Below are 13,723 nucleotides of genomic sequence, written 5' to 3'. Positions count from 1 at the left end.
ATATAGCCTCTGCTGGGGCGAATGCGACTGACGAAATGCGTGTGATCACCAAAAATTTGCTTCGTGGACGCCGCACCCACCCATGCGTACTTATCAATTTGCCTACAAAACGCGCCGTTCCCGCGGCCTTCGCGTTGGGAGAGTAGGCCGATGGAAGTGATCCTGCATTGCGGCGCACATCGATGTGCAAGCACCAGTTTCCAGAACTATCTGAGCCGGAACGTGCAGCTCCTTGCAGATCAAGGTCTGGCGTATTGGGGGCCGGAGCGAACACGCTCCAATGGCCTCAACAGCTTGAATAAATTGACGCTTGAGGTCTGTGATGGATTACGCCGCGAGTTGGACGCATGTCAGCAAGACGGCGCGACGCAGCTATTGGTCAGCCAAGAGAATTTCGTGGGCTCGATGGAGCGCAATATTGCCTTTGCCTCGCTCTATCCAGGTATGCAGGAACGTGGGCAGTTTTTGGCAAGGGCATTTGATGGAAGAGTCACCAAAATTGCTTTGAATATACGCGCGTTGGATATGTATTGGTCTTCCGTGGCCGCCTATAAGTTCAAACGTGGCAGCGCCCCAATAGAGCCCACAAAGTGGACACGCATCGCGCAAAGCAAGCGGAGCTGGCGAGACGTCATCACCGACATTAGCCAAGCCTTCCCGGGCGTCCCATTGCTCGTTTTGCCGTTTGAGGAATTTGCGGGTCATCAACAGGCGCAGCTTCAGGCGCTGACGGGTCGCACCGCGCCCGAATTCAGCGATGGCCTTGCGTTGAATGCTGCGCCCAAACCCGCGCCCCATGGTCTGACCGCTGAACAGGCGATGCAGCTTTGGGCTGATTATGCCAATGATCTGGAATGGCTTGCCTCGGGCGCCGATGGGAGGGCTGAACTGATCTGCCGGACAGATAGCAATGCACGTGGGGTCGCCCCCGCCGAAACCAGAATTGAACAGAGGAAATCGACATGACCGACACCAACGACTGGCAGGTGCTGGCTGAAAAAGAGCTGCGCGGCCGACCTTTGGGCGATCTGACCAAAGAGACGCTGGAAGGCATCGACGTCAAACCGCTTTATACTCAGGAAGACACGGCTGATCTGCCGCATATGGGCTCGCTTCCGGGCTTCGGTCCGTTTACGCGCGGCGTAAAGGCGACAATGTATGCAGGGCGCCCTTGGACGATCCGTCAATATGCAGGCTTCTCGACGGCTGAAGAATCGAATGCATTTTACCGCCGCAATCTGGCGGCCGGCCAGCAAGGTGTCTCGGTCGCCTTCGATCTGGCGACTCACCGGGGTTATGACAGTGACCATCCCCGTGTGGTGGGCGATGTCGGCAAAGCCGGTGTGGCCATCGACAGCGTTGAGGATATGAAAATCCTGTTCGACGGTATCCCGCTGGACAAGGTTTCGGTCTCAATGACGATGAACGGGGCGGTGATCCCGGTTCTGGCCAGCTTCATCGTTGCAGGTGAAGAGCAGGGGCATGACAAGGCCGTGCTCTCAGGCACCATTCAGAACGACATTCTGAAAGAGTTCATGGTGCGCAACACCTATATCTACCCGCCCGAGCCTTCGATGAAGATCATCTCGGACATCATCGATTACACTTCGAATGAGATGCCCAAGTTCAACTCGATCTCGATCTCGGGCTATCACATGCAAGAGGCCGGGGCGAACCTGGTGCAGGAACTGGCTTATACGCTGGCCGATGGGCGCGAATATGTGCGCGCTGCGACGGAATCAGGCATGGACGTGGATAAGTTCGCGGGTCGTCTGTCGTTCTTCTTCGCCATTGGCATGAATTTCTTCATGGAGATCGCGAAACTGCGCGCCGCGCGCACCCTTTGGCATCAGGTAATGACCGAGTTTGGGGCGAAATCCGAACGGTCGAAAATGCTGCGAACTCATTGCCAGACCTCGGGCGTGTCGCTGCAGGAACAGGACCCCTATAACAACGTGGTCCGCACCGCCTATGAGGCCATGAGCGCGGTTCTGGGCGGCACACAGTCACTGCATACCAACGCACTGGACGAGGCGATCGCGCTGCCAACCGATTTCTCGGCACGTATCGCGCGAAACACGCAGCTGGTGTTGCAAGAGGAAACCGGCGTGACCGATGTGGTCGATCCGCTGGCGGGCTCTTACTACGTCGAAAGCCTGACCAACGAGCTGGTCGAAAAAGCCTGGGCTCTTATGGAAGAGGTCGAGGAAATGGGCGGTATGACCAAGGCCGTTGCCAGTGGCATGCCCAAGCTGCGGATCGAGGAAAGCGCTGCGCGCCGTCAGGCCATGATCGACCGGGGCGAAGAGGTCATCGTTGGTGTCAACAAGTATCGCAAAGAGCAAGAAGACCCGATCGATATTCTGGACGTCGATAACGTGGCCGTGCGTGAAGCTCAGGTCGCGCGGCTGGAGCGTATCCGTGCAACGCGCGACGAGGCGGCTTGCCAACAGGCGCTGGACGCCCTGACAACAACCGCCCGCGAGGGAGGCAACCTGCTGGCCGCCGCCGTCGAGGCCGCCCGAGCCCGCGCATCCGTAGGAGAGATCAGCATGGCAATGGAGAAAGAGTTCGGTCGTCACCGCGCCGAAGTGAAGACCCTGGCCGGTGTTTATGGGGCGGCCTATGAGGGTGACGAAGGTTTTGCCGCGATTCAGAATTCCATAGAAAAGTTCGCCGAGGCCGAGGGCCGCCGCCCGCGTCTGCTGGTGGTCAAGATGGGGCAGGACGGCCACGACCGGGGCGCCAAGGTGATTGCCACCGCCTTTGCCGATATCGGGTTTGACGTGGATGTCGGCCCTCTGTTTCAGACGCCTGCAGAAGCCGCACAGGACGCGGTGGACAACGATGTGCATGTGATCGGGATCTCTTCGCAGGCTGCAGGGCACAAGACATTGGCACCCCAGTTGGTCGAGGAGCTGAAAAAGGCCGGGGCGGAAGACATCATAGTCATCTGCGGTGGGGTCATTCCGCAACAGGATTACCAGTTCCTTTACGATCACGGTGTGAAGGCGATCTTTGGTCCGGGAACGAACATCCCTGAAGCGGCCCAAGACATCTTGCGTTTGATCGGCGAAGCCAAAACCTGACGCCGGCGCCAAGATTTTTCGTACGAAAAATCTTGTGATTTCGCCCCTTTGCGGAAAACATGCGACCAGACCCAAATGGTCTGGTCGTTTGTCATCAGGAGGCGTCTTCATGTTACTGGATCATCTGGCTGTTGCGGGCGAAACGCTTGAAGAAGCTTCTGACCATATCGAACAGGCGCTGGGCGTGCGGCTTCAGGACGGCGGCAAGCACGAAAAATTCGGTACGTATAATCGACTTCTGGGCTTGCGGGATGGGCTCTATCTGGAGGCGATTGCGATCGACCCCGAAGCCTCCAAACCGCAAAGGACGCGCTGGTTCGATCTGGACCGGTTCACCGGATCACCCCGCCTGACCAACTGGATTTGCCGGGTTCCGGATATCGAAGCGTCACTGACCGTTTTCCCCGACGGCGTCGGACAACCTATCGATCTGAACCGAGGCGCGCTGCGCTGGCGTATGGCAGTCCCCCCAAATGGACGTCTGCCATTTGACAACCTCTTTCCGGCGCTTATCGAGTGGCAGGGTGATCTGCATCCGGCGCAAATGCTTCAGGACAGTGGCTGCCGGTTACGCCGCCTTATAGTGTGCCATCCGGATGCAATCGACTTAGCCAAAGGTTTGGGGGCGTTGGAGTATGTCGCGTTTGACAGCGGCCCGGCTGCATTGCGCGCTGAAATCGAAACACCGCACGGGTTGCGCGTGCTGGAATGAACATCCGGCAGGCCAGAGCCCACGATGCATCCGCGATTGCGGCGATAGCAAACGTGATTATCCGTGATACGCTGGTCACTTTCACCACCGATGAACGCAGCGTTGAAAGCGTGGTGGCAGAGATCGAAACCAGAGGTCCCGCCTTCTTGGTCGCCGAGCGCAGTGGTGCCGTCGAGGGGTTTGCGACCTATGGCACCTTCCGCTCGGGACCGGGATATGCGCAGTGCCGCGAACATTCGATACAGTTGGCACCCGAAGCCAGAGGCCAGAATGTTGGCCGTTCGTTGATGGAGGCTCTTGAAGCCATCGCGCGGGAGGATAACGTGCATGTCTTGGTGGCGGGCATTTCATCGGCCAACCCCGCAGCCATCGCCTTCCATAAGGCAATTGGCTTCAAGCAGGTGGGACGCATGCCTGAAGTGGGGTTCAAATGGGGGCAGCGGCTGGATCTTGTCCTGATGCAGAAAATACTCGGCCCGCAGTCATCTGTCGCACCTGACAGTCGTGACAAGGCACGCTAGGGTGCGCCCATGTCGATCTGGTCCAGAATAGCCGACGCGCTGAACGCGCTTGCCCAGGGCGAAAGCCTGACTGCGGTGTTTGAGAAACTGCGCACGCCGCCAGAACGTTCGGTGGCCTTTGCGATTGCTGTCGTGGCGCTTGGCGCCAAGATGGCCAAGGCCGACGGTCAGGTGACGCGGGATGAGGTGACGGCTTTCCGTGAAGTGTTCCAGATCGCGCCCGAAGATGAAGATGGGGCGGCCAAGGTCTTTGACATGGCGCGGACAGACGTCGCTGGATATCAGGACTATGCCCGCCGGATTGCCCGCATGTTCGCCGAAGATAGCACCACCCTGTGCGATTTGATGGAAGGGCTGTTTCACATTGCCATGGCGGACGGGTTCTACCACCCGAACGAAAACGAGTTTTTGGAAGAAGTCAGCCGCATTTTCGGCCAGACCGACGCTCAGTTCATGGCCCTGCGCGCGCGTTTCGTACCGGATGCGCCGAAAGACCCCTATACGGTTCTGGGCGTTCCCCGCGACGCTCCTCTGACCGAAATTCGCAAGGTTTGGCGGCAACTGGTGCGAGAAACTCACCCCGATGCGATGTTGGCACGCGGCGTTCCGGAAGAGGCGGTACGGCTGGCCGAGAAAAAGATGATCGATATCAACCGCGCCTGGGATGAAATCAATGGCGCTCGGGTCTGATCCGTGCGGTTGGCGACCTACAATATCGAATGGTTCGCCAACCTGTTTGATCGCAATGACAGCCTGATTGTCGATGACAGCTGGTCAGGGCGTCACGATGTGACCAAGGCCCGGCAGGTTGAGGCGATCGCAAAGGTGCTGACGGCGATTGATGCCGATGCGATGCTGATCGTCGAAGCCCCCAACACAGGCAAGTCTCAGAATACCGTCCGTGCCTTGCAGCGATTTGCCGAGGCGTTCGGTCTGCGTACAAGTCATGCAATCATGGGATTTCCCAATGATACACATCAGGAATTGGCCCTGCTTTATGATCCCGAAATTCTTACAGCCAAACACGACGCAAGGGAGGCTGAGAACGCGCCGCGTTTCAATGCCGAGTTCCGGATCGACCTGGATGTGGATGCGACCGAGGATCTTGTTCGGTTTTCAAAGCCTCCGATGGAATTGGCGATCCAAACAACCTCAGGGCAGGAGTTTCGACTGATCGGGGCGCATCTGAAGTCCAAAGCGCCCCATGGCGCTGCGTCGCGGGATGAGATGATACGAATTTCGATTGCCAATCGCCGTAAGCAGTTGGCGCAGGCGGTATGGCTGGGTCGACGGGTCCGACATCATTTGACGGAGCGAGAGCCGGTGATTTTGCTGGGCGATCTCAATGACGGACCCGGACTGGATGAGTTCGAACACCTCTTCGGTCGATCGTCGGTCGAGATATTGTTGCAGGCGGGGCTCTATGATCCTCATGCAGCAAGGGCATTGGAACTGCGCCCCGGTTCCGTCCCAGCAACTGCACGATTTGCGCGGCCTAGTGAGGGACGATATCTTGAGGCGTTGTTGGACTACATCATGATTAGCGAGGATTTGCGCGCCCACCGCCCGAACTGGCGCATCTGGCATCCGTTTCGCGATGCCGCCTGCTGGTGCAACCCCGAGCTGAGGGATGCCTTGCTAACCGCATCCGACCACTTCCCGGTGACGTTGGATATCGACCTCTGACCTTTCAACACTCGGCACGCTCACTTATATTCAAGCTATGCTACGTCTCATGCTGATCAGCGCTGTATGTACCGCCTTGGCCCTGCCTGCCCAAGCACAGGACGATTCAGGTAAGTCGCTGATGGAGCGGGGTGCCGAGTTGTTTCTGGAAGGCTTGCGGCAAGAGATGGAGCCCACGATCGAAGACCTGCGTGGATTTGCGGACCAATTTGGTCCGGCTTTGCAGTCTTTCATGCGGGAAATGGGTCCGGCGCTGGCTGATTTGGCTGCTCAGGTGCAGGATTGGAGCGCATATGAAGCGCCCGAGATGTTACCAAACGGCGACATCATCATCCGCAAAAAGCCCAAGGATCAACAAGAAGAGGTGGGGCCAGAGGAAGAACACTCTGACGGTTACACCGAAATCTGATTATCCTCGAATGATCACTTTGGGTTCTGATTTAAGCGCGGCAGCCAGCGAGTTATAGCGCGCCTCGGCAACCTCGGTGAACAGAGGACCCGCAGACTTGGGTAGACGCAGTTCGAGCTTTTGTTTTTTGGGATAGTAACGCATCTTGCCCATGGCTGCGTCGTGCTGCATCCAAAGCATCGCTCCGAACCGTAGTGCTTTGCCCAGGATTTCGGCCTGTTCCTGACCGCGTTCGTCGAGCAGTTCGTAAAGCTCGGTAAAGCGGCTCCCTTCACGTTTGTTGCGATATCGGTGTTGCAAAGCGAGCCCGATAAAGATCCGCTCGGAATGTTTGATCCCGCTCATGTTGGCGCGGGTGACATATTCGAAACAAGCCTCGGCCCGGTAATCTGGATGCGCACGCCAACTGACGTCGTGCAGCAGACAAGCTGCCTTGATCAGGCGCAGCATCGGTTCCGGCGCCGAACGGAACAAGGGCATGACAAAATCGAACAGGTGTTTGCCGAAACCGGGCAAGCGCGCGTCTTTCGCTTCGGCAAACCGGCAGGCTTCGATCAAAGGATCCCGGTCGCGCAGGCGTTGCGGCATCTGTTCATACAGCAATCCTTCGCGGATGCCGTAGCTTGAAATCGCGATGTCCTTTGGTTTGAACGTGCGGATCAGGCGTGAAAGCACATCCATTGCATAGGGGATCAATGCCATACGCGATCCCGACACACCGGCCAATGCGCGCAATTCATCAGGATCATTCTGTTCGATGAACTTGATGGTCTCGCGTACCTGACTTTGTGTCATGCGGTATTCGTGCAGCACGTTCAGCGGATAGCCTCGGCGCAACATGTCCAGACGTGCGAAGGCGCGCCAACTGCCGCCGACCAGAAACAGCCGATCACGTTGAGGGCCCATCCGGTCGCGCATCTCTTCCAGCGTCTTCTTGATATGCTCCTTACGCGCCCGGCGACCGCCTTTGATATCGCGCAGCTTGAGCGGCCCCAGGGGCGAAGTCATGCGACGTCCGACCTTGCCGCCTCCGATCTCAGCGAGTTCGACGGACGAGCCACCGATGTCGCAGATCAGCCCATAAGCTCCGGGCCAACCCAGCAGCACGCCCTGAGCTGAGAGCCGTGCTTCTTCCTCGCCATCGACAACGTTGATGATCAGGCCGGTTTCGGCTTTTGCCTGCGCGCAGAAATCCGGTCCATCGCTGGCCTCGCGCACCGCAGCGGTGGCGACCGCGTGCAGGGCGGGCAGGCCGAGGTCTCTGGCAAGATGCTGAAACCTGTGCAAGGCAGCCAGCGCCCGTTTGCGACCTTCAGGGTTCAGTCGGCCGGTCTCTGACAGGCCGGCGCCCAGTTCGCACATCACCTTTTCATTGTAGAAATAGGCCGGTGAGCGCGCCGCGCCGTCAAAAATCACCATCCGGACCGAGTTCGATCCGATATCGACAACCCCGACCCGGGAAAGTGCACGGGCGCCCGGATCTTCGAACAGCGGCCTTCCGAACAGCCCGTGATCCGGGAAATCAGTCTCGGCAATCTTGGTCATGGTGTCCCCAGGTCTTTTGCGCGACAGGATGCGAGATCACCCTTGTCCGGTCAATTGCAGGCATCCGATTGTTCGGCTTCTGTGTTCAATAGACGCACCGCCAGCGCACGGGTGATGTCGCGTTTTTCGGTCAGCGCAATTTCGTCCAGCTGTTCGACGACGCGGGCGGCGGTTTCAAAGCTGCGATTCATGTGCTTGACCAGATAGGCTATGACATCAGGCCCCGGATTGAGCTGCCGGTCGGTGAATAGCTTCGCCAGCACTGCGCCCAGCAACGCATCGTCCGGTCCTTCAAGCGACACATGATGCGCACCTTCGGCCCGGCTTTGCAGATCGGCCAGCGGCAGATGCCACAGTTTCGGCGTCGTGCGCCCGGTCATCAGCAAGGCGTGGCCCTCGGCCAGAACCAGATTGTGCAAATGGAACAGTGTTTTCTGCTGCTCGACGTCCGCCGCGATTACTGGCACATCTTCGACCGCCACCGGACCGCGCGCCAGGTCCGGCACGTCGTCATATCGAAGCGCGGCGGCTTGTACGATTCGACCGCCGGTCTCGCCGGCCCAGACATGCGCCAGATGGGTCTTGCCCGATCCTGCAGGGCCGCTCAGCACCAGTTTGTTGCCAGGCCATGAGGTGGCAGAGATCATCGCAACAGCTAGCGCATTAGCAGGCGAGACGAAAAAGTCTTCGCGGCCCAAGGCAGTCTTGGACGGCAGATCAAAGCTGAGCTGCATGGCCATTTATTCGTCTTCCTGATTGAGCCCTTCAAGCCCGGTATATAGGCGGCTGTGCAGATACTGCTCGGTCGCAAACCGTGCCAGCACGCCCAAGGCAGCCGCTACAGGTACTGCGATCAGCATTCCAACAAAGCCGAACAGCGCGCCGAAGACCGACAAGGCCAGCAGCAGCCAGACCGGGTGCAGGCCCACCGAACTACCGACGAGTTTGGGCGTCAGGAAGTTGCCCTCGGTCACCTGTCCGATAGCAAAAATACCGGCGACCAAACCGATATGTGCCCAATCCCCCCAGAACTGAAACAGGGCCAGGCCTATGGCCAGGGTGCCTCCGATCAGGGCGCCCAAATAGGGGATGAAGGTTACCAGTCCTGCAATGAAGCCGACGATCAGGCCGAATTGCAGACCGACCAGCATCAATGCGACAGCATAGTAGGTGCCGAGGATCAGGCAGACGGTACCCATTCCACGCACGAATGAGGCAAGAACGGCGTCGATTTCACCAGCAAGTCGTTTGATCGTGGGGGCGTGATCACGCGGCAAGAGCTCTCCGATCCGGGTGATCATGCGATCCCAATCCATCAGCAGATAAACCGCGACAACCGGTACGATAACCAGCAGGACGACGACATTTATTGCTGAACCCAATGAGGCCAGAACGGTTTGCAGCACATCGCCGGTTTTTGATTTCAGCGTCTCGCCAAATGACACCAGCATCTGGTGGGTATTTGATTCGCGATCGAGCAAAGCCGGGAATTGTTTCTCAATAAAGGCGCGCAGTTCTTTAAAAAGGCTTGGCAAAACATCAATCAGATCCAGTAGCTGTGTGATCAACGCGGGCACAACCATAAGAATCATCAAAACAAAACCAAACACGCCGACAACGGTAATGATCCCGGTCGCAGCCATGCGCGAAAGGCCGAGTGTTTCCAGGCGGTCCGCAACGGGATCAAGGAAATATGCAATCGCACCACCGATCACAAAGGGCAGCAAGACATCGCCCAACAGGTACAAAAGCAGCACGAAAACAGCGGCGGCAATGCCCCAGTATCTAAGCTGATCCTTCACCGGCAAGGCCATGGCGCAATCCCTCGTTTGCACAGCATTGCCGTGTTCTTGGCCCATGACGCCCGGCGATGCAAGCGGTTCATGGCGCGCGGTTTTTATACCCTAGTCTGTCAGAGTACCCAGTTCCGGTGTCTCACCTGTGGCCATTTCATCAGGCCAGTTGGTGCGCCAGATTTCCGCCGACCAGTGTCCGCAATGTACCTTCGGGCGATCAAAGCCGGGCAGGGCAGGCAGCAGTGGCGCAACCACCACATCGTGGCGCGGAACGGCGAAATAAGGGAAGGAATAGCGTTCACGCCCGGATCGATTAACCACGCGATGCGGGGTCGATTTCAACCGCCCGCCCGACCACAGTTCCAGCATGTCGCCGATATTGACCACGAAGCCGCCGGGCGGGCAGTCCGGTGTGATCCAGCCGCCGGTGCGGGTCTGCACCTCAAGTCCTCCGACCGGATCGGGAGCGATTATTGTCAGCGCGTCGGTGTCCTTATGCGGATGAATTCCATAGCCAAGCTCATCCGGGGATTGTGGCGGATAGTGTAGCAGGGTCATGTTGGTCATCGGGTCGCGGAAGGCGTCGCGTAGTTTGTTGGGCGGGATTTTTAACCCCACTTCCAATGCACCCAGCAAAAGATCTGTCACGCCATCAAGCTGTAGCCAGTAATCCAGTATTACCGCGCGGGCCTGGGGCACTTCTCGGGGCCAGATATTCGGGCCGTAAAGTGCGCATTCAACCCGGATCGGCGCATCTTCGGCTGCTTCGAAATGCAGCTTGTACCCTTCGTACTTATCCGCCGCGCCCGAGCCGTCATTGGGCGTGAAGAACCCCATCGGAATGTATCCGCGATAGTTATCGCGGGTGATGGCCTGATCCCATTTTCGGGCCTCGTCGATATCAAAGATCGCACTGACACACTCGCGCACCTGCTCGATGTGCTCAGGCGCGATGCCTGTCCCTGTGATCGACAGAAACCCGATGCTGGTGCAGGCATCCATGATCTGCGCGACCGTTGCTTGATACAGCGGACTAGAAGGATCAGTCAGCGGGCTGATATCTATGGTCGGAATATGCTCCATTAGGTAATTCTCACGCCTTGCCGTTCCAGTTCCTTATGCACAGGAGCAAGGTTCATACTGTCGAGCTCCTGATTGCTTTTCAGCGATAAGGCCGCCGCGATCCCTGCGCCCTGACCCATCACTGCGCAGCAGGACATGTTGCGCGTCGCGGCGTGAGCGACCCGATCCGCGCCATGGGACCGGCCCGCAACCAACAGGCCCTTGATCCCTTTGGGAAGCATCGAGCGATACGGAATCTGCATATATCGCCCCGTGGTCGGCAAGATCAGAATGCCGTAGCCATCGATGAATTCAGGGTAGATACCGATGGAATCCTCGAACCGGCCCTGATGTCGGGCATCGGTTTCGGTCATGTTGTAGACGGCATCGATCTTGCGCGTATCCCGAATGCCGATGGTCATTCCGAAATTGCGTAGACGTGCGTTTTCGCACCCCGGCATGAAACGGCGGAGGGCATCAATGGCCAGCATCGCCTGTCGGCGGCCTTCGATTTCACCAAAGGTCAGGCTTTCGGGGTCGGTTCCATCGATCTGGTCCATATGAATCAGGTTCATATAAGTCAGCTCTCCGGTATCGTGCATCGCTCCCCACGTGCCTGCAATCGTGTTCAGATGCGCCGGGATCAGGCCCTCATCAATCGCCTGCTGGAAGGGTTTCTTGACGAAGGGTGAGAACATGTCGTCCTCTTTGCCAGAGGTCTCGATATTCCATTCGCCACCGCCGCCCCAGTCCTTGTAGGTCTGCGGATCGGCTTTGATGCCTTCCATAAACGCCCGTTTGTCGACACCGGCCAGATGGAACATGACCGAGGCTGCCATCATGTCCTCACGCGGCGTCTTGTGCGTCGGGGCGCCCGCGCGATGCGCTACATCTGCATCCCCTGTGGCGTCGATGACAACCTTGGCCAAGATCGCCTCACGCCCCGCTTTGGATTCGGTAATCACCCCAGTGATGCGATCCCCTTCCATGATTGGGGCAACGAATTGACGGTGCAGCATCGGGTGAACGCCGGCCTCTTCGACCAGCTTGTCGGCCACCAGCTTGAAACCCTCGCTGTCCAGTTCGTAGCTGAGCGATTGGCTTTCAGGCACTGCTGCACCCATCTCTTTGGCGCGGGTTTCGAATTCCATGCCGATGCCTCCGGCCTCGACAGTTTGTTCGTGGCGATACCAGGCAAAGCCTTCGACGCCGACTGCCGTAATATTCCCACCCATGCAACCGAATCTATCCATCAAGGAAACTTCGGCCCCAGCGCGTGCGGCAGCCAGCGCTGCTGACAATCCAGCGGGGCCCGAGCCGACAACCAATACGTCTGTCTGATGAACAACGGGGATCTGGCGGGCGGGTTCGGTGATTGTTTGCATTGCTGCCTCGCGGTTTAACGTTTGCGCCAACATTGAAAACCCCAACGCTCGGGTCAATCAAAAAACCGACTGCGCATGGGTCGCAAAACACCGATGTGCGATTGCCCCCGGCTAGGCTTTGGAATAATCACCTTGCAGCGAAATTCTCACCCGTAAGGTTACGTTATGCGCCTCAGCCGTTACTTTCTGCCCGTTCTTAAGGAAAACCCCTCGGAGGCTCAGATCGTCAGCCACCGGCTGATGCTGCGTGCCGGGATGATCAAACAGGCCGCCGCCGGGATTTATTCTTGGTTGCCATTGGGCTTCAAGGTTCTGCGCAAGCTGGAGAACATTGTGCATGAAGAACAGGCGCGGGCTGGGCACATCGCGATCCAGATGCCGATTCTGCAATCAGCCGACCTGTGGCGCGAATCCGGTCGTTATGACGATTATGGCCAGGAAATGCTGCGCATGCAGGACCGCCACGGTCGCGATATGCTGTACACGCCAACCGCCGAGGAACTGGTGACCGACATCTTCCGCGGCCACGTGAGCAGCTACAAAGACCTTCCGCTGACGCTCTATCAGATTCAGTGGAAGTTCCGCGATGAAATCCGCCCACGTTTCGGCGTGATGCGGGGGCGCGAGTTCTACATGAAGGACGGATACAATTTCGATCTGACCAAAGAAGACGCGCTGCACGCCTATAACCGCCACTTGGTCAGCTATCTGCGTACTTATGAGCGGATGGGTCTGCAAGCCATCCCGATGCGCGCTGATTCTGGACCTATCGGCGGTGACTACACGCATGAGTTCCTCGTACTGGCCGATACTGGCGAATCCGAGGTCTTTTATGACAGCGCGGTCACAGATCTGACCTTCGGCGATCGTGAGATCGACTATGATAACCGCGAACAGTGTCAGGCGATCCTCGAAGAGTTCACTTCTAAATACGCCCGAACGGACGAAACCCACGACGAAGCCCTGTTTGACCAAATCCCCGAAAACCGCCGCCGCGTGGCGCGTGGTATCGAAGTGGGGCAGATCTTTTATTTTGGCACCCAGTATTCCGAAGCTCTTGGAGCGACTGTGCAAGGCCCCGATGGCAAGCCGGTTCCGGTGCATATGGGCAGCCACGGCATCGGCGTTAGCCGCCTGATCGGTGCGATCATCGAAGCCAGCCATGACGATAAGGGCATCATTTGGCCCGAAGGCGTGACTCCATTCCATTGCGGCATTGTGAACTTGAAGCAAGGTGATGAAGAGGCGGACCCGGCGTGCGATAAACTCTACAGCGCGTTGACTGCGTTGGGGCTTGAGCCGCTTTATGATGATCGGAATGAACGGGCAGGAGGCAAGTTTGCCACCATGGACCTGATCGGTCTGCCGTGGCGCATCACAGTGGGCCCGCGTGGTCTGAAGAACGGTGTGGTCGAACTCACCAGCCGCCGTACCGGCGAAAGTGAGGAACTCAGCCCCGAAGCGGCCGTCACCAAGATCGCAGAAATCTATGAGGGCATCGCCTGAACAAGGCGGTGC

Annotated in this window: 13 protein-coding genes; 8 read left to right on the top strand and 5 right to left on the bottom strand. The window is 58.0% G+C overall.

What is annotated here, in order from left to right; all coding sequences use genetic code 11:
• The first annotated feature begins 150 nt into the window (after window positions 1-150).
• The 7 genes from ACR0JG_RS00950 (at window position 151) to ACR0JG_RS00920 (ending at window position 6,417) form a co-directional block, all read left to right on the top strand.
• Entirely contained in the window at window positions 151-966 is an 816-nt protein-coding gene (locus ACR0JG_RS00950) for a hypothetical protein (RefSeq protein ID WP_480567225.1), read from the top strand.
• Entirely contained in the window at window positions 963-3,089 is a 2,127-nt protein-coding gene (gene scpA, locus ACR0JG_RS00945; RefSeq protein WP_480567224.1) for a methylmalonyl-CoA mutase, read from the top strand. The genes ACR0JG_RS00950 and scpA overlap by 4 nt, the downstream gene beginning before the upstream one ends.
• A gap of 109 nt (window positions 3,090-3,198) precedes the next feature.
• A complete protein-coding gene (locus ACR0JG_RS00940) occupies window positions 3,199-3,801 on the top strand; it encodes a VOC family protein (RefSeq protein ID WP_170732941.1) in 603 nt (200 codons plus the stop codon).
• The gene (locus tag ACR0JG_RS00935) at window positions 3,798-4,322 is read left to right on the top strand and encodes an N-acetyltransferase family protein (RefSeq protein WP_480562386.1); all 525 of its coding nucleotides are present in this window, start codon (window positions 3,798-3,800) and stop codon (window positions 4,320-4,322) included. The genes ACR0JG_RS00940 and ACR0JG_RS00935 overlap by 4 nt, the downstream gene beginning before the upstream one ends.
• 9 nt (window positions 4,323-4,331) lie before the next feature.
• The gene (locus tag ACR0JG_RS00930; RefSeq protein WP_170392133.1) at window positions 4,332-5,012 is read left to right on the top strand and encodes a molecular chaperone DjiA; all 681 of its coding nucleotides are present in this window, start codon (window positions 4,332-4,334) and stop codon (window positions 5,010-5,012) included.
• 3 nt (window positions 5,013-5,015) lie between these two features.
• On the top strand, window positions 5,016-6,008 hold the full coding sequence (locus tag ACR0JG_RS00925; RefSeq protein WP_480567223.1) for an endonuclease/exonuclease/phosphatase family protein: 993 nt from the start codon (window positions 5,016-5,018) through the stop codon (window positions 6,006-6,008).
• A 37-nt stretch (window positions 6,009-6,045) separates the two neighbouring features.
• Window positions 6,046-6,417 carry a hypothetical protein gene (locus tag ACR0JG_RS00920; RefSeq protein WP_480567222.1) on the top strand — a complete coding sequence of 124 codons (372 nt, stop codon included), beginning with the start codon at window positions 6,046-6,048 and terminating at the stop codon, window positions 6,415-6,417.
• Here ACR0JG_RS00920 and ACR0JG_RS00915 read toward each other — a convergent pair whose 3' ends face one another.
• The 5 genes from ACR0JG_RS00915 to ACR0JG_RS00895 form a co-directional block, all read right to left on the bottom strand.
• Entirely contained in the window at window positions 6,418-7,962 is a 1,545-nt protein-coding gene (locus ACR0JG_RS00915) for a Ppx/GppA family phosphatase (protein ID WP_480567220.1), read from the bottom strand.
• Between the two features lie 50 nt (window positions 7,963-8,012).
• Window positions 8,013-8,702, bottom strand: a complete 690-nt coding sequence (locus ACR0JG_RS00910) for an HdaA/DnaA family protein (protein WP_170392125.1) — start codon at window positions 8,700-8,702, stop codon at window positions 8,013-8,015.
• Window positions 8,703-9,776 (bottom strand): AI-2E family transporter, encoded by a 1,074-nt coding sequence (locus tag ACR0JG_RS00905; protein WP_170392915.1) that lies wholly within the window; start codon window positions 9,774-9,776, stop codon window positions 8,703-8,705.
• A 90-nt stretch (window positions 9,777-9,866) separates the two neighbouring features.
• Window positions 9,867-10,841: an isopenicillin N synthase family dioxygenase gene (locus ACR0JG_RS00900; RefSeq protein ID WP_480567219.1), complete on the bottom strand. Its 975-nt coding sequence runs from the start codon at window positions 10,839-10,841 to the stop codon at window positions 9,867-9,869.
• Complete coding sequence (locus tag ACR0JG_RS00895) at window positions 10,841-12,238, bottom strand: FAD-dependent oxidoreductase (protein ID WP_480567218.1); 1,398 nt, start codon at window positions 12,236-12,238, stop codon at window positions 10,841-10,843. Before ACR0JG_RS00895 ends, ACR0JG_RS00900 begins: the two co-directional genes overlap by 1 nt.
• 132 nt (window positions 12,239-12,370) lie before the next feature.
• Between ACR0JG_RS00895 and proS the strand changes: the two genes are divergently transcribed.
• Window positions 12,371-13,711, top strand: coding sequence for a proline--tRNA ligase (proS, locus tag ACR0JG_RS00890; protein ID WP_480567216.1), 1,341 nt, complete (start codon window positions 12,371-12,373; stop codon window positions 13,709-13,711).
• Window positions 13,712-13,723: the final 12 nt, after the last annotated feature.

Source organism: Ruegeria sp. AD5, assembly GCF_056542345.1.
This window is presented reverse-complemented; position numbering and strand designations above follow the sequence as displayed.